This is a genomic window from Candidatus Methylopumilus rimovensis, from assembly GCF_006364615.1.
Classification (GTDB): domain Bacteria; phylum Pseudomonadota; class Gammaproteobacteria; order Burkholderiales; family Methylophilaceae; genus Methylopumilus; species Methylopumilus rimovensis.
In genome coordinates this window covers 1,211,746-1,237,899 of record NZ_CP040986.1, presented here as the reverse complement: position 1 = coordinate 1,237,899, position 26,154 = coordinate 1,211,746, and the positions used below count along the sequence as shown (strand labels likewise).

The following is a 26,154-nucleotide window of genomic DNA, read 5'->3' as shown; positions in this document are numbered from 1 at the left end:
TTACAAACTGAATTATTAAAGCTATTAAGTAGCACGCGATCGAAATGAAGAACATATTTTAGAGAAATCAAACCTAAGGTGTGTAATGCAATCGCAGCATTAAAGCGTATGCAGATAACGCATATTGCGGCATAATACCATCTGTAAACTATAGTTATCAAACTTTATATTCTGTCAGTATCTTGTGGCATCTATAAATAAGTTATTTGGTTAGTAGCTTATTCTTCATTTTTGAGAGAGTCGCATGCAAAATTACAGAAATCATTACGTTTCAGTTAATCAAAAATTTTTAATTTCCATTGCGGTTGCTGTTTTATGGGCCACTTTTTCTTTATGGGTTGCTAGATTTTGGTTTGATGATTTATCAAGCCTCATAGGAGGTGTATTAGCTGGTTATTTCATTTTATTCATTGCAATCGTTCCTGGATTCATCAATGCATTTATGTTCTCAAGCTTAATGCTTGATAGAAGACCAGACAGGATTCATTTAAAGAGATATCCTGGGTTATCAATTCTAGTAGCTTGTTATAACGAAGAAAAAAGCATTCAAGCCACTATTCTGAGTATCTATAAACAACGTTATCCTGGACCATTAGAAGTAATAGCCATTAATGATGGGTCAACCGATCAAACACTGCCCATTTTAAGAAAACTGTCTAGAAAGTTTTCTTGGCTGAAGGTAGTGCATGTCAAAAAGAATCAAGGTAAAGCACTATGTCTTAATCAGGGTTTAAAAATATCTAAATACAGTCTCATCGTAACGTTAGATGGCGATTCATTTTTATTTAAAGAAGCTTTATCAAGGATAGTGGAGAGATATAAAAGTAACCCAGTTCATACAAGAGCTGTCGCTGGCACAGTAATGGTTAGAAATTCCCGTGATAATTGGATTACTCAATCGCAAGAATGGGATTATTTTCATGGGATTGCAACAGTCAAGAGAGTTCAGTCCTTATACCAAGGGACGCTAGTTGCTCAGGGGGCCTTTTCTCTTTATAACAAGAAAGCACTGCAAGAAATTAATGGCTGGCCCGACACTATTGGTGAAGATATTGTATTGACATGGGCATTGTTAGAAAAAAGCTACAGGGTAGGTTATTGCGAAGACGGAATTGTTTTTACAGAAGCGCCAAATACACTTCTAAGCTTCATAAAACAAAGACAGAGATGGGCGCGAGGTATGTTTGAAGCTTTTCAATATCACCCTAAAATTTTATTCAAAAAAAAATTGCATTCTTTTTTCATTTGGTGGGATCTGCTTTTTCCATTTATGGATTTTGCTTTTACATTTGGCTTTATTCCAGGACTCATTGCTGCATGTTTAGGCCATTTTTGGATTGTAGGTCCTATGACTCTAAGTCTTTTTCCAATAGCCTTATTTGTTAATTGGGTGATGTATCACATTGAAGGAAAGATGTTTAATCTTCAAAAATTAATAGTAAGACGAAATATCTTAGGATTTTTTATTTATATATTTCCATACAATCTCATTCTTCAGCCCGCAGCAGTTGCAGGATATCTATATCAAATTTTTGGCCTTAAAAAAACTTGGGGAACGAAGTGAGATTATTTTTATTATTACTTTGCCTACCTCTTTATCTTTTTGCTGATGAGACAAAAAGTTACAAAGCTATTGAAATACCAAGCTTCTTAATTTCACATGATAGTGAAAACTTCAATGTAAAGAAGATCACCTTGGGCGCGTTACCTTTATATAATGATGCGTTGCATTATCAAGGAGTTCAGGTTTCTGATTTTTCTTACTCAAGTAATGATTGGTCAAAATCCTCTACACAAGTTAATTACATAAATAAATCCATCAATAAAAAAGATTACATAGGCTATTCAGTCAACCTGGGCGTCAAGAACTTAGATCACCATAACCTAGCCACCGCAGATATTAATTACGGTATTAAATTAGGTGAAACTACAGCATCAGAAGTTTTCTTTAATCGCGACTACGTAGAAACAGTCAACTCCTTAAATGGAGGAATTTACTACAATTACTATGGGGCTTCAATCCAGCAAGAGTTCTTAAATCGATTTACTCTCATAGGATTAATAGCCCAACATCAGTTCTCTGATGACAATACTAGAAATCACGTAAGAGCCAGATTAATTTATGACATACTCCCCGAATATGGCATTAATTTACAGCTGCGTCATAGACGATTTACCAATAGCGATGATCCTAAAGGTAATTACTTTAATCCAGATCAATACTTTGAAGATATGCTAGCAGTAGGCTATAGAAAACGTATAGAAGGATGGATGTTTTCATCTCTTGTAGGTATGGGTAAACAGAAGATCAATGGGGATAAAATGATAGATACGATGCTCATAGAAGCTGAAGTGACAAGTCCTTTAGTTAATCGTTTTTATCTAAATTCGAAAGCTGGCTATAACGAAAGTGCTGGTTTTAATGGACCCGATTATAGATATCAATACATTCAGGCTAATTTAATTTTTAACTTTTAATTCTGAGAATTTATGACGCAAGACAAAAATAACGAATCAAACGTTGCTGAATCTGAATTACGCTACAGACGTTTATTTGAAACAGCGCAAGATGGCATATTAATTATAGATTTTGATTCCGGGTACATTAAAGACGCCAATCCTTTTATTACTAATCTTTTAGGCTATTCGCGCGAAGAATTGATTGATCAAGAGCTATGGGAAATTGGTTTCATGATAGATAAAACCCTTGCATTGAAAGCTTTTACAACAATTCAAGAAAAAGGTTATGTACGCTACGAGAATTTACCTTTGCGCCATAAAAATGGCGATATTCGAGAAGTTGAATTTGTAAGTAATGCTTACCATGTGGGCGGCCATAAAGTTATTCAATGTAATATTCGTGACATCACTGAAAGAAAGAAGCTTGAAGAAGAGAATTTAAAATTCCAGCACTTAATGTCAGTTTCATTACACCAAATGATTGAGACTTTAGCGAATGTAATTGTAGCTAGAGATTCTTATACTGCAGGTCATCAGAAAAGAGTGGCTAACTTAGCATCTGCAATTGCTGCTAAGCTCAATTTGCCTCTGCATACTATTGAGGGCATTGAACTTTCAGCGCTTATTCATGATATCGGTAAAATTGCTGTCCCTGCCGAAATTCTTACAAAGCCAAGCAAATTATCCAGTTTTGAGTTGGCAATGTTGAGAAATCATGTTCAAACAGGATACGATATTTTAAAGAATATGAATTTTCCATGGAACTTAGCTCAGATTATTTTAGAACATCATGAGCGAGTAGATGGAAGTGGTTATCCAAATGGATTAAAAGGCGATTCTATTTGTGAGGAAGCAAGAATCATTGCAGTAGCAGATACTGTTGAAGCTATTTCATCGGATAGGCCTTATCGAAAAAGCAAAGGCATTGAAGCTGCGCTAGAAGAGATAACAATGAACAGAGGAATCTTATATGATGATCGAGTTGTGGATGCCTGTTTAGATGTTTTTAAAGAAGATCATTTCGAATTTCCAGACATTTAATTATTTTAACCGTCAAAACTTTTTTAACTTACTACCCGAACTTTGAATGTCTTTTTAAATAATATTTAAAAATTCAGTGTCTTCTATCTAGACGTCATGTATTTAACAGTTATTCCAAAAATTTATATTCAAAAAATCATAGTAATGATTGGGTATCGCCTCATGATGGTATTCATCTTCATTTAAATGTAGAGCTCATGAATATTCATTACAAAATAGATAATTAGGTCAATAAAGTTATTTATAATAACTGAATGAATTTACACTTTTTAGATAGTATAGAAACACTTGCATATCGCCTAGGCACTTCTATGTCTACATTATTTAAGATCACTGCCATTATTGCGATCGCTCTTATTCTAACTAATCTTCTTCGCCGCACTATTAACTTATTTAGTTACGAAATCGCTAAAAAGTCCTCAGGACGAGATGCTGAAACAAGGGTAAATACTTTAGGTCGAGTGTTTAGATATATCGCATCCGTTACTATTTACTTAATCGCTTTTATGCTGATCTTAAGTGAATTGAAGATTAATATTGCTCCCATTTTAGGTGCTGCAGGCATTGTCGGTGTAGCGATTGGATTTGGTGCGCAATCTTTAGTTAAAGATTATGTAGGCGGTTTATTTATTCTGATCGAGGATCAAATAAGACAAGGCGACACTGTCAAGATCGAAGGATATGAGGGCACAGTTGAAGAAATTACACTTCGTTATGTAAGGCTTAGAGATTACGACGGCTTTGTTCACTATGTTCCTAATGGACAAATTCGTATTGTCACTAATATGGGGCGTGATTTTTCATATGCAACATTTGACATTACTTTAGGTTATGAAGTTAACCTTGATAAAGCAACCAAGCTCATGCAAGAGATAAGTCAAAAGCTAAGAAAATCTTTCACTTATAAAACCAAAGTGCTGTCTGATATTGAGATTTCTGGTATAGACCGTCTGAGTGAGTCTAATCTGGTTATTAAAGCAAGAATTAAGACACAAGCTATGGAACACGCAAACATTAAACGTGAATATTTGCGCTTAATGAAAATAGCATTTCAAAAGGCGAAAATAAAACCACCTTATGCTCAAGTTGTTGTTCACCGATCAAAGTAGATAGCACTTTTAAATTAGATTTATAGCATATAGATAGCTTTAGCATTTCTTGATTCGATGATAGGATATTTTTTATTGGGCTAAAAATTTAAATCCCATAAATTTAAATATTAATTGGAAAATTTAAATGAAATTTAATTGTGGCTTGTGCGGTTCAAACAAAAATAAAGTTCTAAATAAAAGAGATGCGAAAAGTTTTGAACATTTAAAAATAGCAATTTGTTTAAATTGTTCTTTAGTTCAGCAAGAAAATCTGCCAAATGATGAAGTATTGAAAATTTATTACTCTCATAACTATAGAGAAGACTATAAAAAAACCTATACTCCAAAATTAAAACATATTAGAAGAGCTGGATTAGCAGCTAAAAGTCGCATCAGCTTTATAAAAAATAACATTAAAAATATTTCAAATATGAAACTACTTGATGTAGGTGCGGGGGGCGGAGAGTTTGTATATCTCGCATCTAAAAACGGGTTTGATGCACAAGGAATAGAGCCTAATGTCGGCTATTCAAGCTTCGCAAGAGATCAGTACGGCGTTAATATTAAAACATTGACGCTTAATGAATTAAAGGCTGACACAGTGAATATAATTACTCTTTTTCACGTTTTTGAGCATATGGCTAATCCCCAAAAAGTTATTGAAAAGCTATCTTACATTCTTAAGAAAGATGGATATCTGCTAATTGAGGTCCCAAACATTTTTCAGCAAGACGCATCACCACATAATATTTTTTTTAAAGCCCACCTTTTTTATTACAGTAAGTACACTTTAATTAGTGCAGCAAGTAAATTTTTTGATGTTGTTCAAATTGATGACAAGGGTAATTTGAAAATCTTATTTAAGAAAAAGAGTAATTCAACTAAAAGTATTAAGCTACCAAGCAAAACTGCGCTTGATGAGACTTTAAACCGCCTACATCAAAAGGGTTGGCTAGAATACTTAACTAAAGGCGGGGGATTATTAAAACCGTTTAAGAAAATCAAACAGAAATATTGTGAATCTTTAATTAAGCATCTAACTCCAAAAAAACTTCTCGATAGTCTATGATCTTTAACTAATCAATAGCAGCGTTTAAGCATATAAGCCAATTAATACAAATAATGATTAAAAACCTAATAATGTTAATTCTGCATAGAAAAATTGTGATTCAGAACTGCGATTTGCCCCCCCTTGGACTGCCCTGAATGTACTTGGCGAGGCTACGAAGTCCCCTCCCCAAAAATAGGCATATCCTAGGTTAAGAGAAGTGTATTGGTTAATAGGGAAGCGCACACGTAAATCGTACTCTTTACCTAAATCTGTACCACTTCTTCCTGAACCATCTCTTACATCTCCTCCAGCATTCCAACGATCGGTAGCACTATCTAGACGGTACCAACTAAATCCAGTATCGACCTTTACGTTGTCTAAAAAACTAATTTTGGGATCAAATTCAAGACGGACTTTATTGGTACGAATATTTTCCATCTGAATATAATCGTCGTTTGACCATGGACGCGCAAAACCAAAAAGCCTTTCAAAGCGCTCCATGGGGGTTCTATCGTTATTCTCAAGTCTTTGATCACCAGTGGCTACGCCATAAAAAGAGCTAACACGGGGCTTCCAAGGATGTTTAACGTTGTATCCTATTTCTATATTGTATGCATGGGCGTCATGATCGACCTCGATTAAATTATTTCTAGTAACTTCACGTTGCACCTTTCCCCACTGTTTGTTATATGCACCATCGAAGTCAAATTGGGTTGCTGGGATGACACCATAAGCGCGAAGCAGAGCAGTGTGAACCTCTTTATCTATTTTATTAGCAGCAGTTTGCGCTACTCCATTAGCATTGAATCGGACTTTATCCCCATCTTGTTTTAACAAGAAATAACTTGGCTCGAAAGTCACTATGTCCGACCAACCACGGTAATTTAAAATAGCCCCATAAAATTCTTGGGATTTATCTGTTTTATCATCAGCATTACTAAATCTTTGGACTGGATTGACTGCATGGAGCTCAAGTTGCCAATCATTTTTTTTATCCCCAATATTGGCTCTCAACCCATAAAAATTATTGGTTGTATTTCGCCACTCATTTCGGGCAATCAAACGGCGATCACCCGCCTCCCAGGCATGACGACCAGCTCTTATCCAAATGGGTCTATCGTTACCTAATGGATCTTTACCTAAAAAGGTTTCTTTGAAATTGAGCTCTAGATAACCTTGTAAAATATGTAAATCGTTTGTGTCTCGCGTTTCAATTTCATTAACATACCCTCCAAGATTTGTTCGAGAATCTTGAATTTCTAATGCAAATCTAAATGGATCTAAAATATTTTTAATGCCTATATATGCGCGCGTTCTTAAAAGTAACGGCTCATCTAAAGTTTGACTTCCGCGTTTATCATCGATTTGTCTACTTCCTGATATCGTACCCCGTCTAAAGTCGTTCTCTCGATATTCATAGCGAAAGCGTTGCTCTAAACCTAAGTCCAGCCAATTGGTATCGAGAAAACTATCAAAATCTTTTAGCCATGTTTTATTGGCCTGTTTTACATATCTTGGTGGTTCCGTTTCCTTACCTGTCCCGTAACTTTTTCTCTCAACGTAGTAGCCATTTTTTTCTCTATCTGCAGCACGCGTCTCTGCTGCAATTTCTGCTAGACGTGCTTTAATTTTTTTCTCTTCTGAAACCACTTCCGTTTCTTTATTCACGGGTAAGTCTTCGGCATAACTATACGAGATGCCAAAATTTAAAATAAGCCCAGCAACTATGAGGTGACTGGTTAAGGTTTTATTTTTTAATTTAGTAAAATTCATGTTTATTATCTCTGCCCCATCTTCTTAGTATTTAATAGTATTAGCAACTATTTTTTAAAATCCCATAACTGATAGTAAATTTTGTTTGAGATGATTTCTTTGCAAAACTTACTTTTCGTATGAATTTCTCAATAGTTAATTAATTGAGGAGCACTATATAAATTTGAAATGAGGATGTGAACTATTTAATTTTCATAACGTTATATGAAAAATTGAATTATTAAACTTAAATTTGGCATTTCAGACTATTTCTGATTTTACAGTCTGCGTTACTCAAACGTCATGAAAAATGATTTTAAATGAATAAAATCTCTAGATTTTAATTAGACAGAGAAAGCTTTTTAGCTTCATTAATTAAATGATTATGAAATGCTAGGGCTATTGGTGAAAATCTTTTACCATTCAAATTGACAATAAACCAATTAGAGGCTATCGGGAAATCCTTAACCTGAAGTATGCTTAAATTTTTCTGCAAGTTATAATCTTCAATTGCATGACGAGAAATAACAGCTAAACCAAGACGACTTTCGACACATTTTTTTATTGCTTCATTATTTCCCAGCTCTAACAAAACTTTAGGTTTAAATTTTTTTTTCTTAAAGTGTTGCTCAGTGAAAAGTCTAGTCCCAGAGCCATTTTCTCTTAATATAAATCGCTCATCTTTAAGTGTATCTAAAGAAATATTATTTTTTTCACTTAAAGGATGAGATTTGTGGGCAATGATCACTAATGGATTAGACATAAACATCTCTTCTTGAATATCAATTTCTTTGGGCGGTTTCGTCATAATATAAAGGTCATCTTTATTATCATGTAATCTTTTTATGACGCCATCACGATTAAGCACTTCTAAAGCTATATCAATCTGAGGGTAGAGCGCATAAAATGACCCTAACAATTTTGGAATAAAATATTTAGCCGTGCTCACAACTGCAACTTTAAGGGAGCCGCCATGTAATCCTTTTAATTCTTCTATAGATTGCTCAAAAGATTGCCATTCGTTAAGCATTGCTCTTACAGTCAATGCTAATTTTTCCCCCATTTCTGTGAGATGCACCTTTTTATTTATCACTTCAAAGAGAGGGAAGCCAATAGTTTCTGCAATTTCTTTTAATTGCATCGATGCAGTAGGTTGCGTGATACCCATTTTTTGGGATGCCTTTGTCACACTCAGCGTGTCTGACAAAGCCAAGAATAACCGCATTTGCTTAAAAGTAATATTCATAGATGAAATTCTATAGATAAATATTTAAATATAGAATTATAAAATATATTTATTATTCTATATAATTCTATTTAATTTTATAAAGTTATTAAAAATTGATATGAATATCTTTTTAGATCCAGCCGTTTTGTTTTTTATCTTTGGTCTTCTTGCAGGCTTTGCAAGATCTAATTTAGAAATACCACCTGCTATATCAAGATTTTTATCACTTTATTTATTAATGGCTTTGGGCTTAAAAGGGGGATTTGCTCTCTATGAATCTGGAGTCAATTCAGAAGTATTCTTAAGCTTAGTAGCAGCTATCTTCTTAGCTATTTTAGTTCCAGTAATGGGATACTATATGTTAAGTCAAAAATTAAAACCTTTAGATGCCGCGGCCGTAGCCGCAACTTATGGTTCGATAAGTGCAGTAACTTTTATTACAGCAAGTCAAAGTTTAGATCAATCTAGCATTCATTATGGCGGTCATATGGCAACAGCTATGGCTCTTATGGAATCACCTGCTATTATCTTTGCGATTATCATGGCCAATAGAATTCGTGCAAAAGAGCAGCAAATTTCAACAAATTCATCAAGCATAAAGATATCTAAAATTTTGCATGAATCATTTACCGATGGCGGTCAATTATTGCTTATCGGATCAATGGCGATTGGCATTTTAAGTGGTGATGTTGCTCACAAAGTTTTGGCACCTTTTTCTATTGATTTATTTAAAGGGCTTTTATCATTTTTCTTACTTGATATGGGCTTAATTGCCGCAAGAAATATTTCACAATTAAAAAACAAACCAATCATAATTTATGTTTATGCATTTATTGCGCCGATTGTTCATGCCCTCATTGCCCTCTTAATAGCAAAACTACTGGGCCTTGAGTTAGGTAATGCAATATTACTTATGGTTTTAGCGGCGAGCGCCTCCTATATCGCTGTGCCAGCAGTCCTCAAAGAAGCATTTCCAGAAGTCAGTCCAGCACTCTATATGGGAATGTCATTGGGCATAACATTTCCGTTAAATATTATTTTTGGTATCCCTTTATATACATTCATCGCACAAAGTATTATTAAATAGTCGTGCATCCTTACGAAAATATAAAGATAAGCTTATTAACTAAGCATAAAAAAGAAAATGTCATTGCTCCAAAATTCTTAAAGATGCTGAATGCTGAAATTATTCATACGGATGCATTTGATACTGACGAACTTGGTACGTTTACAAGAGATAAAGCAAGATATGGAAATCAATTAGATGCCGCAAGACGAAAGGCTATGATTGGTATGGAAATTACAGGTTTAAAGTATGGAGTAGCAAGTGAAGGATCATTTACTAGCGACCCTTTTATTGGGCTACTTCCTTGGAATCATGAAATTGTGATTTTCATTGATAATAATCTGGGCATTGAAGTGATTGGATCTTCTAAAGCAGCTGCAATGAGCAGCCAATCAAAAATTAGAAACTGGAAAGAACTCGCAAAATTTTCAAGATTAAATAAATTTCCAACACATCATTTAGTTCTAAGGCCAGATGACGAGAATCATCCTGTGTTGCAGAAAGGTATATCAAATAGAATAGTATTGGAGGAAGCATTTAATCAAGCTATAAAGCTTTCTAAAACAAAAAAAGTTTATGTAGAGCATGACTTACGTGCTTTTGCAAATCCTACAAGAATGAAAAATATTGCAAAAGCCACAACTGACCTAATTCAGAAACTAAAGAGTTTATGCCCCAATTGCCATACACCAGGATTTCAAATTACCAAGATTAAAGCAGGCCTTCCATGTGAGCTATGTGATATGGAAACTAGAGAAACAATGGAAAGAATATTCACCTGTATTAGTTGTGATTATGAAAAAAGTGAATTTGTAAAAAAGAAAAAAGCAGATCCAGCTAAATGTGATTTTTGTAATCCTTAAAGATGTATAGATAGTGATTCAACTATCGCTCTGATTGAAAGCTTATTGCTATCCGCGTATAAAAAAAGCAATGTATTAACGAAACTAAAAATCTAACTTGCTGTAACCTAAGACAGTGCCAGTAGCATATGCGGTATCTACAAATGAAGCCTGATAATCACTCACTGCTCGTACCTCTTTAATTTGCGCTTCACCAAGTCTCGTAAGCGTTTCCAATACTTCTGTCATGGTTCTTAAGCCTTCATTAAATTGTTTTAATTCAGCATCGTAGTTTAGGCCAGCAATCACAACCTGTTGTCTTGCAGCTAATATGCGTTGCCAGTTATTTTCAACTTGATCCAGTGCATCATAAATCTCTTTTTTTACGGTAAGGGTTTGAAGCTGTTTAGTGGCAAGTCTTTTATTTCTTTGTTGAACAGCCTCTTCTAGGCGCCCTTTATTGGCTTCATTAGTGAATGGCATTTCAAACTTTAATCCTACAGACCAATCATTAAATTGCCCATTTAATGTGTTTTGATAAACATTGCCGAAATTATTAGCACTTGGTGATAATGCGCCGTATTGATAGTCCAAGGTAAACAAAGGCAGGGTTTGATTTTCTAAATATTGAATATTAATAGCATCCGCTGCCAATTTAACCTCAAGTTCTAGTAACTCTAACCTTGCGCTAAGCGCTTCGTTGAGTAACTTCTCTCGATCAAACTCATAACGAACTAAATTAGGCTCAGTAATAGTATTGATGATGTTCGGTTGACGATCTTCGGTGTCCATGTCATTCATATAAAAACGTAATTGCCGTTGAGCTAGCTTGAGATTTGTTTCAGCAATGATTAAGGCTTCCATTCTGTCTGCCACACCAATCTCTGCGCGATTAAGTTCAATCGCAGCAGTCAGACCTTCAGTTACTCTGCGTTTAACCATGTTTAGATTTTGAATGGCTAGTCGATATTGTTGCCTTCTTACATCTAGCTGTGCCCATGCCTCATAAAGACTCCAATACGATTTATCAGTCATTGCGATAATACGTATGGCTAGTAGTTTAGTTTTATACTGTATCGCTTGTTGATTAAATTCTGAGACTCTAATGCTAGCTTCATTGACAGTTTTGCCAGCATTTCTAAGTAATGGCTGACTAATCGAAAAACGCATTGCACTTCGATATTCCTCACTACCAAATACGCCTTTATCTCTTTTGCTTTCAATAGGTGAGCTTAAGGTAACCGTACCACCAGTTCGTAATGGCACTTTTACACCCGCAGCAATATCAGTAGTTCGGATGTTTTGTTCCAATATGGAGAGTTTACCTTCGCCATTAAGAGCGTTGTTAGATTTTATGCCAATGTTATCCGATGAAATTCTTGGGGTATCTCTGTTAGATTGCTGCGCATAGGCGAAAATAATATTGTCAAACTTAGCTTGTTCTTGCCTAAGTGCAGCACCAGCAATCGCAGGATCTATTTTCGCTACTTCTATGCTTAAATTATTTTTGAGCGCCTTTGCACGAATATCAGTAATACTAAAGGAGTTAGCTTGAGTTTTATCAAAAGCTGAATCTATCACCGACGCTTTATCTGCTTCTTCTATAGCTTGTTTTAAATCAATTCTAATTTTTTTAGTTTGGTTTTCTTTTTTCTCTTGATAGTCATTCAAGGATTTTTTTAAGTCGCTAGGCGGGCCGGCAGAGTAATCTTCAGGCTTAAAAGATTTGCTAGGTTCAAGAGAGATATTGCCTTTAGATTGATCTACAATTTCAGCAAATGCTAGAGAAAAACAAAGCATAGATGTCAGATAGGTGATACCCAGTAAAGGCTTTGATTGCCTTCTAGCCACTTGTTTATGCGTGGATCGCTGGATCATTTTTTGTTTTGTTTTGTGCTTTTGGACTGCACAGAGTCAGCGGGTATTCTGGGTGGGAAGCCATTAAAAATTCGCCATAACTCGTAACCTATACTGACTTTCTCAAGCAGGATCCAACCTTTTGCACTAATACCTTGCCTTAAGAAATTTGATTGCGGCCAAGGTTGTTCAGTAGGATCTGGAATGACCATGACCCTAAAGTTACCAGTACCATTATCAACCGGATCGACAAATCCTACCTTGCCACCAAAGGTTCCTACACCAACGTTTGCCCAGCCTGGAACTTGTATGGCAGGCCAACCTTCAAACTCCAGCCTTACCTTACTTTCTTTTTTTATCAGCGGGGCATCACGGCCATCGACCATGAATTCAACAGCTGGAGCATTCGTGTTAGGTTGAATCACCAGCAATGCTTCGCCTTGAGATACAATTTGTGAGGATGAGTTGAAAGGTAATCTAAAAACTACGCCATCCCGTGGTGCTAGTATTTTTTGTGTATCCTGCCGTGAAACAGATATCTCAGAACTAGTCAGGCTATTTTCCGAATCCATTAACTCACCATAGATTTTTTTAATGACTGCCGAAGTAGATTCTAGTTCGGCTTGCGTGTCGGATTGGACTTGTCGAATTTCGGCCTTTGCTGACTTAGATTCTGCCAGTGCTGATTGATGCTGTGCCTGGGCGCTTCCAAAACTTCGTTTTGCAACCTCGTAATCGCGTTCAGCAACTTCTTCGTCGCGCTTTGAAACTAAACCATCTTCAAGTAAGCGTTGCAATCGTTTGACTTGAAATTCGGCAGTATCAAGAGTGGCTTGAGCTGAAATCATAGATTCGGACGCTGCACGAATTTTTTGCTCAGCCACGTCAAGTTTAAATTTAGCGGAAGCAATTTTTGCATCGCGGGCTGTTTTCATATTTTTTTGTTGCATTTCATATGAATTTAATTCTTCTTTTTTTGCTTGCAGTCTGTTGGATAAATTATCTCGCTGAGATTCGATACGTTTTTTAAAATTTGGATCGATATCTCGCATTTCTAGCAGCAAATCACCAGTCTTTACCAGCGATGCCTCTTGCACATGCCATTGAGCGATCAAGCCTTGAATAGGGGCGTCAATGGTTTGTGCTCGTTCAAAAGGAGCAAACGCAGTAACTTTTCCTCTGGTGGAAATATTTTGCTGCCACGGAAGAAATAAAAAAATAAAGGGAATGATAAAAAATGCCCAAATTAAAATCTTAAAAAAACGATTTACTTGATCTGGCGTATTACCAAGTTTAATTGTGGGTTCGAATATGTGTTTTTTATTTTTAAACATTATTGAAGTTCAACTCAATTAAGATTTAATGTCTTATCAAAACGTTTTGCAATATGCGCGAATCGAGTGCTGATAATTAAGATCCATTCATTTTTATGTTTTTCAAACATCGTCATCATGGTGTCTAATTCAACCTCGTTAAAGCTATCAAGCATGTCATCTATGATCATGATGTCAGGACTTGCAATGATGGCTCGGGCAATCATTAGAAGTTGTAATTGCCTACTTGAAAGAGGTGAGCCCGATACGTTGATTGGGGTATCTAAACCTGCCGGAAAACAATTGAAACTCTCCGCTAAACCGAGTTCACTAATTAAGGAATTAACTTTTGTTAGCGGAATATCACGGCCTAGGCAGATATTTTCTAGTATCGAGCCATTTGCAATTTCAATATTTTTAGCAAAACCCATCCTGTTTCTTAAGGCATTATTATTAAGGTGCCTGAGATCTAACTGGTTGATAGTAATATGCCCCGCATTTGGTGTGCGAAGTTTGGTAATGAGACTTAATAAGGTAGATTTGCCCGATCCAGAATCACCTAAAATAGCTAGACTTTCACCCTTTTTTAATTCAAAGCTGATATTTTTTAGTGGCTGTATATGGCTGGTAAAAGCAAAGTCGATAGATGCTACTTTAATCGAGGTGATGTCCAATACATCGACGCTATGTTCGCCGTTGATTTCTTGAGGCATGTCTTCTAAAACGCCAATTTTATCTAAAGCCGCCATCAAGTCGTAAAAGTATTCTAGTAAATTGACTAAGCGGACCATACCGTTGAGTACGCCAAAAATAATCAGTTCTGAAGCAACAAACTGACCTAAATTAATCTGTCCTTTGATTACTAAGCTCCCACCTAATGCTAGAAGTCCTGTACCAGCGATAGCGTAAATTAATGTAGCAGTTATATTTTGCCATATCAGGATATTAAAATGCTTGGACCGATTTTCAATGAAATGTTGAACGTATTCATGGGTTTGCTTTGCTACCCGTTTTTCACCTTCATAGAACTTAAAGGCATATATATTTTTTGCGATACTCTCTAGCCAATCAACCATTTCAAATTTAGCTTTTGATTCCTTAATAGCAGTTTTACTTCCATGTTGTCCGATTGAGCGAAGAATGAAAATCAAAAAACCAATGATGACAAAAATGAATACTGAAAAAAATGCACTATAAAAAATTAAAACAAAGCTACCAATTACTATTTGTAAGAGCGAAGTTAATCCACTGGTTAATAAAACCGCAATAGATTTTTGGACAGTGCTGACATCAAGGAAGCGATTAATGAGTTCTGCAGGATCCTTCGTATCATAAAGGCCTATTTCCACTTCTTTAGTATTTTGAGCGGTTTGTATAGCCGTACGAACAAATACTCTGCGTTGAATAAGTTCTACGATGAAAGACTCGAATACATAAAGCACGCCTGATAGCAGTAACAGTGAAAAAAGGATAATGCTTATGATATAAAGCGGCTGAAGCATAGAGCCCATGGACACAATATTCACCATGGCTTGAACAGAAACCGGTGTTGCTATGCTAATTAAGCCATAACCAAAAATAAGCATAGGCAATATTTTTAAGTCGTGCTTCTCAAGTTTTAGCAAGCTAAACAATCTTGATATCGGGCTTAATGGCATTGTATTTTTATCTTATGGTTAAACTGGTTTTATGATTAATAGTTATACCAAACTTCATCGTTTTTTATAGCATTAGATGTATAGATAAAGTCAGAAATACTAAAAACTTTTGTTTTAGGGCTTTAGGCCAGATAAAATCTCACGATTAAATCGTGGTTCAAGGCAAATTATAGCAAAAATAGCCCTTTTTATCTTATTCCTGCAGTTATTGGTTAATCAGCGACATACTGGCTAGTCTAAGAAAGTGGCTTCTAAAATTTCATTTAAAAGGGCATTGAAGCTTAGGAAGAAATGTCACATTTTCTTCACATATCATCCTTTATAATTTTGATATGAAACACTACAATATATTATTTCTCTGCACCGGCAATTCTGCCCGCAGTATTTTGGCTGAAGCACTTGCGACCACTTTGAGTAGCGGCAAATTTATTGGTTATTCAGCAGGCTCTCATCCAGTAGGTCGAGTTAATCCTTTTGCTTTCGATTTGGCAATAGAAATGGGATACCCAAAAGATAAACTACGATCTAAGAATTGGGATGAATATAGCTTGCCCAATTCGCCAAAAATGGATTTCATTATTACGGTGTGTGATAACGCAGCAAATGAAACTTGTCCCATTTGGCTCGGTAATCCATCAACAGCACATTGGGGATTTCCTGATCCTGCAAGCATTGAAGGAACTGATGCGATTAAACGTGAAGCATTTCAAAAAACATTATTAGGATTAAAAAAGAATATTGAAGCACTGGTTCAATTACCTATTGATCAACTAGATGCAGCATCTTTAAAGAAGGCTATTCAAGACATTCATGCTAAATAAAAAATATCTAACAGAATTCTTCGGCACCGCAGGATTATTATCTGTCATCACAGGATCAGGTTTTATGGGACAAGGACTCGCTGCTGGCAATGATGCTGTGACACTTCTTGGCAATAGCATTGCTACAGGTGCTGGTCTTTATGTATTAATAATGATTTTAGGTCCAATCTCAGGGGCACACTTTAATCCATTAGTCAGTGTGATGGCTTATAGACAAAAACAATTAAAACAAAACGATTTATTACCCTATATTGCTTCACAAATTACAGGCGCAATTTCAGGTGTTTGGATGACACATTTGATGTTTAATCTTCCTATTATTCAGGCATCAACAAAGATAAGAACTGGATTAGGTATTTGGGTCAGTGAACTGATGGCCACACTAATCCTACTCACAGTGATTTATTTAGGCTTGAAATATGCCAAGAAACAAATTGCGATGATTGTAGCCCTAACAGTGACTGCAGGCTATTGGTTTACTTCATCTACTTTTTTTTGTAATCCTGCTGTGACTTTTGCTCGAAGTTTAACAGACACATTTGTAGGGATTGCCCCACAAAATATTTTAGGATTTGTTATTCCTCAAGTCATTGCGCTCATGCTTATACTAAAAATTATTAAAAAATAATTTTATATAAACAACTGTTTCAGGAAATAACCAAAGATTTTTAGGCTAAAAAGACTTTCCTCTTAGTAACAAAGCACCATGCCATAGATTGCGCCTAGCCATAAACCCATGGTAGTTAGCATAGAAATTAAGAAACCAGGACCTCTTTTTTTAGCATCTTTCTCGTAAGACTCTGCATACCAAATGCGACCTACAATCCATAACAAACCAGCTATACCAGCGCCTTTATCACTCATGTAAATGGCATACAACCATAATGATGGAATAAAAATGACAAAACCTTCTAGGGTATTCATTTGAACGCGGTAGATACGTTCAAATACTTTATTTCCTGTAACAGCCGGAGCTTGAATTTTATATTTGTGACGAGCACGGCCTACATTAAAGGATGTATACCAAACTAGTAAGGTTGAAAGTAATGTAATTGCTGAAGCATTAAATAAAGAAATCATATTAATCTCCTAAATTATTAAGTACATTTTATAACTTTTTTGTTAAATATATTCTTGAATAATTTCTTGATGAGCGTATTTTAATAGAACTAAATGAGCATATCTAAATTAAGGAGATGGTTATGGCTAGCATTTATGGTAATCAACACAGAAAACTTCAAGATAGCTTTGATACAAGAAAGCTAGCTGATCGTATTGAGGAGATTACGGTTAAACAAGAGTTTGATGAAGACACAAAAGGCTTCATCGAAACACGAGATATGTTTTTCTTGTCAACTATAGATCATACGGGAAGACCCACTGTTTCCTACAAAGGCGGTGATCCCGGTTTTGTAAAAATCATTGATAACACAACTCTGGTTTTTCCAAGTTACGATGGAAACGGCATGTATATGTCGATGGGAAATATTACTGAGAATAATAAGATTGGTATGCTATTTATTGCCTTCGATAGGCCTCATCGCATTCGTGTTCATGGATTAGCCTCCATTAATCAAAATGACCCACTATTAAATGAATATAAAGAAGCAGATTTAATAGTCAGAGTGAAACTTACAGATCTTTGGCAAAATTGCCCACGATATATTCATCGATATCACAAAGAAGATGCATCTCGCTACGTACCTCGAGATAAATGCGAGACACCTTTAGCTGGATGGAAACAAACCGATATCGTTCAGGATGTTTTGAGTAAAAAGGATTCTGAAAAAGCTAAAAAATTAGGCGTGATTGAAATCGGCGAATGGATAGAGAAAATTAAAGCTGGGGATCCGACTGCTTAATATATTTTTACAGAGGTTTAAATTTTTTTAAATTACTAAAAATTTTATTTTTTATAATGATGTTTTGAGTTAACCAAAACAAACCTATATAAATAAATGATGATAAGAAATATTGGGGCAAATATTCCCAGCCATGTAATAAGCTCTCTGCTAGAGATGGACTTCCAAATCTTTCAGAAAAAAGATAATAGGTTTGTGTAGAAATTAAAAAAGCCACAACTACTGCAACTGATACATAAGGAATAAAAATTGATAATTTCTGTAAATATTTTTGTTTATTTAAAAAATATCCGCATATCCAAAGGCTAGCATAGGCAGGGATTAGACCCCAGTAACCTTTTGTTAGACAAAACGCTAGTTTTGGATCCAAAGCTGATGCACCAAAATCTATAAATAATGCTAATAAAAAGAGAGCAATAAAAAACCTAATGCTATTTAGGTATATGCCGCCAATTAGAAAAAGAGCAAGGCTTGCGTCAGGCAAGGCATAAAAAGTTGTTACATGATTTCCTCGTGTTATTACCATCAAAAATGATATGGCTAAAGTTAGAAAAAACTCTTTTGAGTCAGGCCTAGGCAATTTAAAAGTCATAATTTTCCTTAAATTTATTGTGGTTCATATCGTAAAGAGATAAAAAAACTTTGACTCGGTGTTTGATATCGAAAACCATCATTATTTGGATTTCCCTCATAAGCGAAAGTGTAATTTTTATCTAAAAAGTTATCTATTCGCGCATTCATTTTTAGATCTTTATTAATTTGATATTCAGCAAATAAATTTGTTCTTATATAGCCAGGTATATTATAAAGATTCTCAGCGTCATTATATCTATTTCCCGATCCGATAGCTTCAAAACCTAAATTCCAACTTTGAACATAATAATTTATACCCACTGTACCAAAAAAATTGCTTCTTCTTGGTAAATATTTATTAGCACTTTCGTTCATTGGGGATTGAACCGTGAAACTACTTTTGACTAGAAAATGATTAATAAATTGACTGCCTGATATTGTCGCACCATATATTTCAGCAGTATTGATATTATATGGCTTCCAGCCAGTTGTAATATCTGAAATTATAAAATCTGTTATTTTATTTTTAAAAGCAACGAGAGAAAAAACATTTGATTCAAATTGATATTTAAGATTTCCTTCAATATTTTTAGATTTTTCTGGTTGTAAATCAGGATTAGCGGAACTTCCTGCATATAGATAATTAAATGTTGGCGATCTAAAGGCGGTTCCAATTGAAGATGCTATTGACCAATTAGAATCAATTGCATATGAATAGCCTAAATTTCCTGTCGTGGCATCTCGATAGGCGCTATTAAAGTCTTTCCTAATGTTAGCTTGAAAATTATGGCTCGCTTGGCTCAGATTATAACCGATCATATATGCATCGTTTTGGCGATCTTTTTTTGAGTAACTTGTATCTGTGACGTTAATTTTTTGATCAAGTTTATCGTACAATAAAATGAGCGACCCTATAGGAAGAATTAAATCATTTTGCCAAGTGATTTGATTTTGTATTGTTCGATAAACGTTGTCAGCCTCTCTTGTAGCGCCAGAAATAAACCTTTGTTTTTCGACATACTCATCAATTCCTTGACCTACTCTAAAACTAGATTTCCAATAACTAGTAAGCTGACTATTAAACGTGCCGCTGAAGCTTTCTTGATCCTGAGTATTTTTCCAATCAATATTTGGAGCCCAATGTGCATAGCGATTGTCATATTTATTTCTACCTTGGCTTAAAAAGTATTGAAAGCTTAAATTGTGGTTTTCATTAATTTTATGACTTAGAGAGGCAGAAACACTTTTATTTCTGTAGCCATCCTTATCCAAATTATAGATATTCGCTGTTGCTGCCGGATTTGTGTTGGGCTCGAAAGCAGAAAATCCTGTGGAGCTTTGACTAGATAGGTTAATAGCATAAGAGGTAATGTCGTCACCTCCTCTTATACCTCCCTGTGCTATTGAAGTATTGTATTTGCCGTAACCATAAGAAAAATAAGGTTTAAAACCATTTAAACCTTTTTTTGTAAAGATTTGAATGACACCGCCAATAGCATCCTGACCATATAAGCTTGATGCTGGTCCTCTAACGATTTCAATTTTTTCAATTTGCGATAAGGGAATGTTTTCAATAGCAGTCAGGCCTGAAGTGACCGAATCAATTCTAATACCATCTAATAAAATTACCGAGTGTGTTGAGCTAGAACCTCTTAGAAATAGCGTAGAAACTTTTCCTTGCCCTCCATTATTTGATATTTCTATTCCGGGCTGTCTTTGAAGAAGCTCAGAAAGTAATGAAGGTCCAGCAAGTTTAATTTCCTCTTCAGAGATTGTAGTTATATCGGCAATGACATTTTTTTTGTGGACAGGAGTTCGAGTAGCTGTTACAAAAACATCTGAGGTTTTAAGCGTGGTATCTGCGATGGCATGAGTTATAAAAATTTGACTCAAGCACGCTGACAATAGCGTAATCTTTTTCATAGTATTTCCCTGAATAATCATGCAACCCCGCATGAGATTAATTAAGCAGAAACACTTTTAGGAATAAAAAAGAGAAATAGCGCTCACTCTTTCAATACCACTCCCCGTAGTATTTCTGTGTGAGTTACTAGGCCGGTCTCCGGACTTGTAAGATTTGATTCATGACCTTCCCGAAATAAATTCAGTGGCATGTGTTATGAATCCGCGCTTACTTACCGTTGCGGGGGCAGTATAGGAATTGTCATTAAACTCACCTATTTCCCAGTTTCAATGTTTTCTTAAATGATTAACCTTAAGAAGACATCACCTAACAACTTGAAATCATCGTAACACATCTTTGCTATACTAAAACTTAGTGATGTATAAATTTATGGATTGCAATTCAAAGGATATTTAGTTATGGCAAGAACAGTTAAATGTGTGAAGTTAGGTAAAGAGTTAGATGGTTTAGATTTCCCTCCTTATCCAGGCCCCTTGGGTAAGCGTATTTTTGAAAGTGTATCTAAAGAAGCTTGGGCTGGATGGCTTAAACATCAAACGATGTTGGTCAATGAAAATCGGTTAAGTTTTGCAGATCCGTCTGCACGAAAATATCTTACCGAACAAACCGAAGCTTATTTCTTTGGGGAGGGTGCAGATCAAGCATCAGGATACGTGCCACCTAAGAGCTAGATAAAAAGGTAATAAAAAAAGCGCTTATAAATGATAAGCGCTTTTTTTATTTCAAGAATATTAGTTATTCTTTAATAGTCTTTTGAATTTCTTTGATACTTGCGTGACGAATGTCTTTACCTTTTACAGTGTAGACAATATATTCAGAAATATTTTTTGCATGGTCACCAATACGTTCAATCGCTTTGGCAACAAACATCACTTCAAGTGACATGGAAATCGTTCTTGGATCCTCTAACATGAAGGTAACAAGCTGACGAATGGTTGAACGGTATTGTTCATCAACCAATTCATCTTTTTTGGCAATCTCAACTGTTTTACTTACATCCATACGTGCAAATGAATCGAGAGAGGTTCTTAACATTTGACGTACCACTTCCACCATAGTTTTGACTTCACTAAAGCGAAGCTTAGTCATACGATTATCTTCATTGATACGCAGTGCAGTTCTTGCAATTTTTGTGGCTTCATCACCAATACGTTCAAGATCGGTAATGGTTTTTAAGATCATCATGATCATACGAAGGTCACCTGCTGCAGGCTGACGTCTTGCAATAATTCGAGAGCAATCTTCGTCTACTTCGATTTCAAGTTCGTTGACGCGTTGATCAGAATCCATAACGCCTTGAGCCATTTGAGGATCAGACTTTACAAGCGCTTCGATTGCATTGACGAGTTGTTCCTCAACAATGCCGCCCATTTCTAAAACTTTTGCACGGACTGACTCGAGTTCATTGTCGTATTCTTTATAGGTGTGTTCTGAAGCCATAATCGTTACCTTAAGTTTAATGTATCAATTTTATTACTAAAATATGACATTTTTATGTCGAAATAGGTTTATTTAGTAATGGTTTTAACGCCATCATTTGTAGCCAAAAGAAGGACGTTGGCAGGCCTTGCTGCAAATAAACCGTTTGTGACCACGCCCACAATTTGATTGATCATTGCTTCCATCGCCACAGGGTCTTTAATGATAAGGCCATGCACATCCAAGATGACGTTGCCGTTATCAGTTGTAAAATTTCTTAATTGTGGCTGCCCACCTAATTTAGTGAGTTCTCTTGCCACATAGCTTTTAGCCATCGGAAGTACTTCCACAGGCAAAGGGAACTTACCTAATACGGGTACATATTTTGTTTCATCACAGATACAGATAAAGGTCTTAGCAACTGCCGCTACAATTTTTTCTCGGGTTAACGCTCCACCACCACCTTTGAGCATATGCATGTGTTCAGTGATTTCGTCCGCACCATCGACATAAATATCCATACTATTGACGCTATTAAGGTCAAAAACTTCAATGCCATGTTTGCGTAAACGATCTGCAGAAGCCTCGCTACTTGCAACTGCACCATCAATCTTATGTTTTACTTTTGCTAATTCATCGATAAAGTAATTAGCAGTAGACCCTGTGCCCACACCAATGATTCCAGACTTCACATATTCAATTGCAGCCTTTGCAACCTGTTGTTTTAATTCGTCTTGCGTGAATGCCATTTTTACTTAAACCTTTATATTTTATTTATAATGATGTTTTAACATCTATCATACACGCCAAGGCGACTCTTGAAAATTAGCATATGAAGAACGACTACGTAAAACGTATTAATGAAGCGCGTGTATATGACGTGGCAAAGAAGTCGCCGCTTGAATTTCAGACACATCTTTCCAGTCGTTTTCATAATCAGATTTTCTTAAAACGTGAAGACTTACAACCTGTCTTTTCATTTAAATTACGTGGTGCCTATAACAAAATGGCAAGCCTATCCAAAGCCCAGTTAGATAAGGGCGTCATCGCAGCTTCGGCTGGTAATCATGCGCAAGGTGTTGCGTTAAGCGCTCAGAAATTAGGATGTCGTGCTGTTATTGTCATGCCTACAACAACGCCGCTCATTAAGATTGATGCCGTCAAACATCGTGGTGCTGAGGTTGTGCTCTGGGGTGATTCTTATTCTGATGCATACAAACACGCGCTTGAGATCGAGAAAAAAGAGGGGCTTACTTTTGTTCATCCTTATGATGATCCAGAAGTCATCGCAGGTCAGGGCACCATTGCAAAAGAAATTTTAGACGAATATAAAAAACCGATTCACGCAGTCTTTTGCTGTGTGGGGGGTGGAGGCCTTCTTGCTGGGATGGCCACTTATATTAAAGCTATGCGACCTGAAATTAAAGTGATCGGTGTGGAGGCTAAAGATGCTGAAGCGATGACTTTATCTTTAAAAGCGGGCAAGCGAGTAGTGCTTGATCAAGTGGGATTATTCGCTGATGGTGCGGCAGTGAAGGAAGTCGGTGAAGTGACTTTCCCACTCTGTCAGTCTTATGTGGATGAAATGATTGTGGTTGATAATGATGCGATTTGTGCAGCTATTAAAGATGTGTTTGAAGATACACGCTCTATTCTAGAGCCTGCAGGTGCCTTATCAGTTGCAGGTATGAAGGCTTATATTAAGAAGCACAATTTAAAAGACGAAACTCTAGTAGGCATTGCATCAGGTGCGAATATGAATTTTGATCGCCTACGTTTTGTAGCAGAGCGTGCCGAAATCGGTGAAAAAAGAGAAGCTGTGCTCGCGGTGACTATCCCCGAAAAACCAGGGGCATTTAAAAATTTCTGCAAGTTATTGGGTCAGCGCAATATCACTGAATTTAATTATCGATTTTCAGATCCTAAAGAAGCGCATATTTATGTAGGTTTAGCTACCAATAGTGCGGATGAGGCATCACAACTAAAAGCTATGCTTGATAAAGAAGGTTTACCCACAATTGATCTTACCGACAATGAGGTTGCAAAGCTTCACTTAAGACATTTAGTGGGCGGACATGCGCCGCAAGCAAAGAATGAAATGGTTTTTAGATTTGAATTTCCAGAAAAGCCAGGTGCTCTCATGAAGTTTTTAGAGACGATGGGCCACAATTGGAACATTAGTCTATTTCATTATCGTAATCATGGAGCAGACTTCGGGCGTGTTTTAGTTGGCATGCAAGTCCCGCCAGAAGACGAGATTAATTTTGAAGTCTTTTTGAATCAATTAGGCTACCCCTTCTGGGATGAAACAGATAATCCAGCCTATAAACTTTTCTTAGGTTAATGCTTCCTTATTTTCATGAGACATTAAAGGGAGAAATCCCCTGGAAGATTTTTTATAGTTATTTAACAATTAAAAAAAGAATATTTTAGGAGAATAGAATGCAGTTTATAAAGCCAGCCGTCGTATTAGGATTACTTATTTCGTCTTTATTTGCAAATGCTGAAGATCGAGGTAAAGCCTACGTATCGAACCAAGAGGGCGGTGTCAGCATTATCAATTTAAATACCATGGAGACAGAAGGCTCGATCGATATTCAAGCTAAGAATCCTCGCGGTATTGGTGTAACAGAGGACGGACGTTTTTTAATTACTGCAAATAAAGATAATGAAAATTTATCCGTGATTGATTTAAAAACAAATCAGTTTGTGAAACATATTCCAGTAGGTAAAAATCCAGAATTTGTGCGCGTTTATAAAGGATATGTGTTTGTCTCTACAGAGCCAGCATCCTCAGGGAAGCCACCTGTAGCAGGCCAAGAAGATGATGATAAAGATGAACCAAAAATCCCTGCGCGTATTGCAGTGGTTGATTTAGCCAAGGGCAAAAAAATTCGAGATATTATTGGCGGCCCTGAAACAGAAGGTATTGAATTTAGTAAGAGTGGTAAAGAAATTATTGTGACTAATGAAGCTGATAACACAATCACAGTCCATAACTTTAGTAATGGTAAATTATTAAAAACTATTTCAACTAAAAAATACGGAGAGCGTCCACGTGGCATCAAGGTAGCGCCGAATGGAAAGTATTACGTATCCACTCTGGAGTATGGAAATAGCTTTATCGTCTTAGACAATCAATTTAAACATCTTAAAACGATCGCTACCGGTGAGTCACCTTATGGTGTGAGTTTTGATCGAGAAGGGAAAAGATTGTTTGTTGCAACTTCAAAAGCAAAAACATTAGAAGTGTATGACACAACTAATTTTGAAAAGATTAAAGATATCCCCACAGGCCGACGTTGTTGGCACTTTAGTTTTTCACCAGATGACAAAGATATCTTACTTGCTTGCGGAAAATCAGACGAAGTGCTTGTGATTGATGCAGAGAAATTAGAAGTGACTAAACACATTCCTCATAAAGAAATCCCATGGGGAGTCGTAGCTTATCCAAAGGCCATGGGTACTTTAGATAACGTTCAATAAAATAGTCTTACTTAAAAAAGCCCAAAGAGTCTTTGGGCTTTTTTTTATTTCAAATGTTTTTCAATGAACGTCCATTCATCTTCCGTCACGGGCGTGATCGATAAGCGATTGCCTTTTTGGAGTAAGCGCATATTTTGCAATGCTTTAAATTCTCTCAATTCTTTTAGGCTTAATAAATTTGTTTTTTTAATGAGTGTCACATCCACATTAAGCCAGCGTGGATTTTCAGGTGTTGATTTTGGATCAAAGTACTTGTGACCTTTTTGAAATTGAAAGCGATCAGGGTAAGCAAGCTTACTGACTTTAACAATACCAGCGATACCAGGCACATCGCAATTTGAGTGATAAAAGAACGCGAGATCGCCTATTTTCATCAAATCTCGCATAAAGTTTCTCGCTTGGTAATTTCTAATGCCATACCAATCAATTGTTTGTTTAGGAAGTTTTGCTAAATCGTCTATCGACACATCAGACGGTTCAGATTTCATAAGCCAGTAGCGCATAGTTTAATAATAAAAAAAGTTAAGAGTGTGTAAAGAGCTATGTTGATTTTCTTAAGTGTTGCCTAGACCAGCATCCTGAACCAAAGGTTCAAGGGGTAAAAGCCTAAGGCGCATTAGGTGCAATCGCCAAGGGTGTCTTAAAAGAGCGCCCAATTTAGATCGCTCACACCGCAACCTGATGAGCTAAAACCGATGCTATAGACTAGT

24 protein-coding genes and 1 riboswitch are annotated in these 26,154 nt (G+C 36.1%); of the genes, 13 read left to right on the top strand and 11 right to left on the bottom strand.

The window, feature by feature from the left end; genetic code table 11:
- Positions 1–244: 244 nt before the first annotated feature.
- The 5 genes from FIT61_RS06465 (at position 245) to FIT61_RS06445 (ending at position 5,661) form a co-directional block, all read left to right on the top strand.
- Entirely contained in the window at positions 245–1,564 is a 1,320-nt protein-coding gene (locus tag FIT61_RS06465) for a glycosyltransferase family 2 protein (protein ID WP_139883849.1), read from the top strand.
- The gene (locus tag FIT61_RS06460) at positions 1,561–2,478 is read left to right on the top strand and encodes a hypothetical protein (RefSeq protein WP_139883847.1); all 918 of its coding nucleotides are present in this window, start codon (positions 1,561–1,563) and stop codon (positions 2,476–2,478) included. Before FIT61_RS06465 ends, FIT61_RS06460 begins: the two co-directional genes overlap by 4 nt.
- Positions 2,479–2,490: 12 nt before the next feature.
- On the top strand, positions 2,491–3,501 hold the full coding sequence (locus FIT61_RS06455) for an HD domain-containing phosphohydrolase (RefSeq protein WP_139873955.1): 1,011 nt from the start codon (positions 2,491–2,493) through the stop codon (positions 3,499–3,501).
- Positions 3,502–3,755: 254 nt separating this feature from the next.
- The gene (locus tag FIT61_RS06450) at positions 3,756–4,610 is read left to right on the top strand and encodes a mechanosensitive ion channel family protein (RefSeq protein ID WP_139873954.1); all 855 of its coding nucleotides are present in this window, start codon (positions 3,756–3,758) and stop codon (positions 4,608–4,610) included.
- A 127-nt stretch (positions 4,611–4,737) separates the two neighbouring features.
- Positions 4,738–5,661, top strand: coding sequence for a class I SAM-dependent methyltransferase (locus FIT61_RS06445; protein ID WP_139873953.1), 924 nt, complete (start codon positions 4,738–4,740; stop codon positions 5,659–5,661).
- Positions 5,662–5,718: 57 nt separating this feature from the next.
- Here FIT61_RS06445 and FIT61_RS06440 read toward each other — a convergent pair whose 3' ends face one another.
- The gene (locus tag FIT61_RS06440; RefSeq protein ID WP_139873952.1) at positions 5,719–7,416 is read right to left on the bottom strand and encodes an alginate export family protein; all 1,698 of its coding nucleotides are present in this window, start codon (positions 7,414–7,416) and stop codon (positions 5,719–5,721) included.
- A gap of 319 nt (positions 7,417–7,735) precedes the next feature.
- Positions 7,736–8,641, bottom strand: coding sequence for a LysR family transcriptional regulator (locus FIT61_RS06435; protein WP_139873951.1), 906 nt, complete (start codon positions 8,639–8,641; stop codon positions 7,736–7,738).
- Between the two features lie 100 nt (positions 8,642–8,741).
- Here FIT61_RS06435 and FIT61_RS06430 point away from each other — a divergent pair, with 100 nt between their 5' ends.
- The gene (locus FIT61_RS06430) at positions 8,742–9,710 is read left to right on the top strand and encodes a sodium-dependent bicarbonate transport family permease (RefSeq protein ID WP_139873950.1); all 969 of its coding nucleotides are present in this window, start codon (positions 8,742–8,744) and stop codon (positions 9,708–9,710) included.
- Positions 9,711–9,712: 2 nt separating this feature from the next.
- Positions 9,713–10,552, top strand: coding sequence for a DUF6671 family protein (locus FIT61_RS06425; protein WP_139873949.1), 840 nt, complete (start codon positions 9,713–9,715; stop codon positions 10,550–10,552).
- An 84-nt stretch (positions 10,553–10,636) separates the two neighbouring features.
- Here FIT61_RS06425 and FIT61_RS06420 read toward each other — a convergent pair whose 3' ends face one another.
- Genes FIT61_RS06420 through FIT61_RS06410 form a run of 3 tightly spaced genes read right to left on the bottom strand, consistent with a single transcriptional unit; the run spans position 10,637 to position 15,326 of the window.
- Positions 10,637–12,409, bottom strand: coding sequence for a TolC family protein (locus tag FIT61_RS06420; protein ID WP_244925191.1), 1,773 nt, complete (start codon positions 12,407–12,409; stop codon positions 10,637–10,639).
- Positions 12,406–13,722, bottom strand: a complete 1,317-nt coding sequence (locus FIT61_RS06415) for an HlyD family secretion protein (RefSeq protein ID WP_139873948.1) — start codon at positions 13,720–13,722, stop codon at positions 12,406–12,408. The genes FIT61_RS06420 and FIT61_RS06415 overlap by 4 nt, the downstream gene beginning before the upstream one ends.
- A gap of 14 nt (positions 13,723–13,736) precedes the next feature.
- The gene (locus FIT61_RS06410; RefSeq protein ID WP_244925190.1) at positions 13,737–15,326 is read right to left on the bottom strand and encodes an ATP-binding cassette domain-containing protein; all 1,590 of its coding nucleotides are present in this window, start codon (positions 15,324–15,326) and stop codon (positions 13,737–13,739) included.
- Positions 15,327–15,691: 365 nt separating this feature from the next.
- On the opposite strand from FIT61_RS06410, the gene FIT61_RS06405 reads away from it, so the two are divergent.
- Together FIT61_RS06405 and FIT61_RS06400 are read left to right on the top strand one after the other, a co-directional pair.
- Positions 15,692–16,180 (top strand): arsenate reductase ArsC, encoded by a 489-nt coding sequence (locus FIT61_RS06405; RefSeq protein ID WP_139873946.1) that lies wholly within the window; start codon positions 15,692–15,694, stop codon positions 16,178–16,180.
- The gene (locus FIT61_RS06400; protein WP_139883844.1) at positions 16,170–16,808 is read left to right on the top strand and encodes an aquaporin; all 639 of its coding nucleotides are present in this window, start codon (positions 16,170–16,172) and stop codon (positions 16,806–16,808) included. Before FIT61_RS06405 ends, FIT61_RS06400 begins: the two co-directional genes overlap by 11 nt.
- Before the next feature lie 62 nt (positions 16,809–16,870).
- Here FIT61_RS06400 and FIT61_RS06395 read toward each other — a convergent pair whose 3' ends face one another.
- Positions 16,871–17,260: an MAPEG family protein gene (locus FIT61_RS06395; RefSeq protein ID WP_139883842.1), complete on the bottom strand. Its 390-nt coding sequence runs from the start codon at positions 17,258–17,260 to the stop codon at positions 16,871–16,873.
- Positions 17,261–17,382: 122 nt separating this feature from the next.
- Between FIT61_RS06395 and FIT61_RS06390 the strand changes: the two genes are divergently transcribed.
- Positions 17,383–18,042, top strand: a complete 660-nt coding sequence (locus tag FIT61_RS06390; protein ID WP_139873943.1) for a pyridoxamine 5'-phosphate oxidase family protein — start codon at positions 17,383–17,385, stop codon at positions 18,040–18,042.
- A 7-nt stretch (positions 18,043–18,049) separates the two neighbouring features.
- Here the strand turns inward: FIT61_RS06390 and FIT61_RS06385 are convergent, their stop codons facing one another.
- Positions 18,050–18,634, bottom strand: coding sequence for a hypothetical protein (locus FIT61_RS06385; RefSeq protein ID WP_139883840.1), 585 nt, complete (start codon positions 18,632–18,634; stop codon positions 18,050–18,052).
- Between the two features lie 14 nt (positions 18,635–18,648).
- Complete coding sequence (locus tag FIT61_RS06380) at positions 18,649–20,538, bottom strand: TonB-dependent receptor domain-containing protein (protein ID WP_187351797.1); 1,890 nt, start codon at positions 20,536–20,538, stop codon at positions 18,649–18,651.
- A gap of 113 nt (positions 20,539–20,651) precedes the next feature.
- Positions 20,652–20,862: riboswitch (cobalamin riboswitch) on the bottom strand.
- Positions 20,863–20,937: 75 nt separating this feature from the next.
- Here FIT61_RS06380 and FIT61_RS06375 point away from each other — a divergent pair.
- Entirely contained in the window at positions 20,938–21,210 is a 273-nt protein-coding gene (locus FIT61_RS06375; protein WP_139873941.1) for an oxidative damage protection protein, read from the top strand.
- A gap of 64 nt (positions 21,211–21,274) precedes the next feature.
- Here the strand turns inward: FIT61_RS06375 and phoU are convergent, their stop codons facing one another.
- Both phoU and rpiA read right to left on the bottom strand, forming a co-directional pair.
- Complete coding sequence (gene phoU / locus FIT61_RS06370; protein ID WP_139873940.1) at positions 21,275–21,979, bottom strand: phosphate signaling complex protein PhoU; 705 nt, start codon at positions 21,977–21,979, stop codon at positions 21,275–21,277.
- Positions 21,980–22,047: 68 nt separating this feature from the next.
- A complete protein-coding gene (rpiA, locus tag FIT61_RS06365) occupies positions 22,048–22,707 on the bottom strand; it encodes a ribose-5-phosphate isomerase RpiA (RefSeq protein WP_139883837.1) in 660 nt (219 codons plus the stop codon).
- 83 nt (positions 22,708–22,790) lie between these two features.
- Between rpiA and ilvA the strand changes: the two genes are divergently transcribed.
- Both ilvA and FIT61_RS06355 read left to right on the top strand, forming a co-directional pair.
- Positions 22,791–24,302 (top strand): threonine ammonia-lyase, biosynthetic, encoded by a 1,512-nt coding sequence (gene ilvA / locus FIT61_RS06360; protein ID WP_139873938.1) that lies wholly within the window; start codon positions 22,791–22,793, stop codon positions 24,300–24,302.
- 98 nt (positions 24,303–24,400) lie between these two features.
- Positions 24,401–25,444: a beta-propeller fold lactonase family protein gene (locus FIT61_RS06355; RefSeq protein WP_139883835.1), complete on the top strand. Its 1,044-nt coding sequence runs from the start codon at positions 24,401–24,403 to the stop codon at positions 25,442–25,444.
- A gap of 44 nt (positions 25,445–25,488) precedes the next feature.
- Here the strand turns inward: FIT61_RS06355 and FIT61_RS06350 are convergent, their stop codons facing one another.
- Positions 25,489–25,947, bottom strand: coding sequence for an EVE domain-containing protein (locus tag FIT61_RS06350; protein WP_139873936.1), 459 nt, complete (start codon positions 25,945–25,947; stop codon positions 25,489–25,491).
- Positions 25,948–26,154 lie beyond the last annotated feature (207 nt).

Bases quoted from the DNA above. Each gene is read 5' to 3' on its own strand.
- FIT61_RS06465 (WP_139883849.1), top strand. From the start codon at position 245: ATGCAAAATTACAGAAATCATTACGTTTCAGTTAATCAAAAATTTTTA.
- FIT61_RS06455 (WP_139873955.1), top strand. From the start codon at position 2,491: ATGACGCAAGACAAAAATAACGAATCAAACGTTGCTGAATCTGAATTA.
- FIT61_RS06450 (WP_139873954.1), top strand. From the start codon at position 3,756: ATGAATTTACACTTTTTAGATAGTATAGAAACACTTGCATATCGCCTA.
- FIT61_RS06445 (WP_139873953.1), top strand. From the start codon at position 4,738: ATGAAATTTAATTGTGGCTTGTGCGGTTCAAACAAAAATAAAGTTCTA.
- FIT61_RS06440 (WP_139873952.1), bottom strand. From the start codon at position 7,416: ATGAATTTTACTAAATTAAAAAATAAAACCTTAACCAGTCACCTCATA.
- FIT61_RS06435 (WP_139873951.1), bottom strand. From the start codon at position 8,641: ATGAATATTACTTTTAAGCAAATGCGGTTATTCTTGGCTTTGTCAGAC.
- FIT61_RS06430 (WP_139873950.1), top strand. From the start codon at position 8,742: ATGAATATCTTTTTAGATCCAGCCGTTTTGTTTTTTATCTTTGGTCTT.
- FIT61_RS06420 (WP_244925191.1), bottom strand. From the start codon at position 12,409: ATGATCCAGCGATCCACGCATAAACAAGTGGCTAGAAGGCAATCAAAG.
- FIT61_RS06415 (WP_139873948.1), bottom strand. From the start codon at position 13,722: ATGTTTAAAAATAAAAAACACATATTCGAACCCACAATTAAACTTGGT.
- FIT61_RS06405 (WP_139873946.1), top strand. From the start codon at position 15,692: ATGAAACACTACAATATATTATTTCTCTGCACCGGCAATTCTGCCCGC.
- FIT61_RS06400 (WP_139883844.1), top strand. From the start codon at position 16,170: ATGCTAAATAAAAAATATCTAACAGAATTCTTCGGCACCGCAGGATTA.
- FIT61_RS06395 (WP_139883842.1), bottom strand. From the start codon at position 17,260: ATGATTTCTTTATTTAATGCTTCAGCAATTACATTACTTTCAACCTTA.
- FIT61_RS06390 (WP_139873943.1), top strand. From the start codon at position 17,383: ATGGCTAGCATTTATGGTAATCAACACAGAAAACTTCAAGATAGCTTT.
- FIT61_RS06385 (WP_139883840.1), bottom strand. From the start codon at position 18,634: ATGACTTTTAAATTGCCTAGGCCTGACTCAAAAGAGTTTTTTCTAACT.
- FIT61_RS06380 (WP_187351797.1), bottom strand. From the start codon at position 20,538: ATGAAAAAGATTACGCTATTGTCAGCGTGCTTGAGTCAAATTTTTATA.
- FIT61_RS06375 (WP_139873941.1), top strand. From the start codon at position 20,938: ATGGCAAGAACAGTTAAATGTGTGAAGTTAGGTAAAGAGTTAGATGGT.
- phoU (WP_139873940.1), bottom strand. From the start codon at position 21,979: ATGGCTTCAGAACACACCTATAAAGAATACGACAATGAACTCGAGTCA.
- rpiA (WP_139883837.1), bottom strand. From the start codon at position 22,707: ATGGCATTCACGCAAGACGAATTAAAACAACAGGTTGCAAAGGCTGCA.
- ilvA (WP_139873938.1), top strand. From the start codon at position 22,791: ATGAAGAACGACTACGTAAAACGTATTAATGAAGCGCGTGTATATGAC.
- FIT61_RS06355 (WP_139883835.1), top strand. From the start codon at position 24,401: ATGCAGTTTATAAAGCCAGCCGTCGTATTAGGATTACTTATTTCGTCT.
- FIT61_RS06350 (WP_139873936.1), bottom strand. From the start codon at position 25,947: ATGCGCTACTGGCTTATGAAATCTGAACCGTCTGATGTGTCGATAGAC.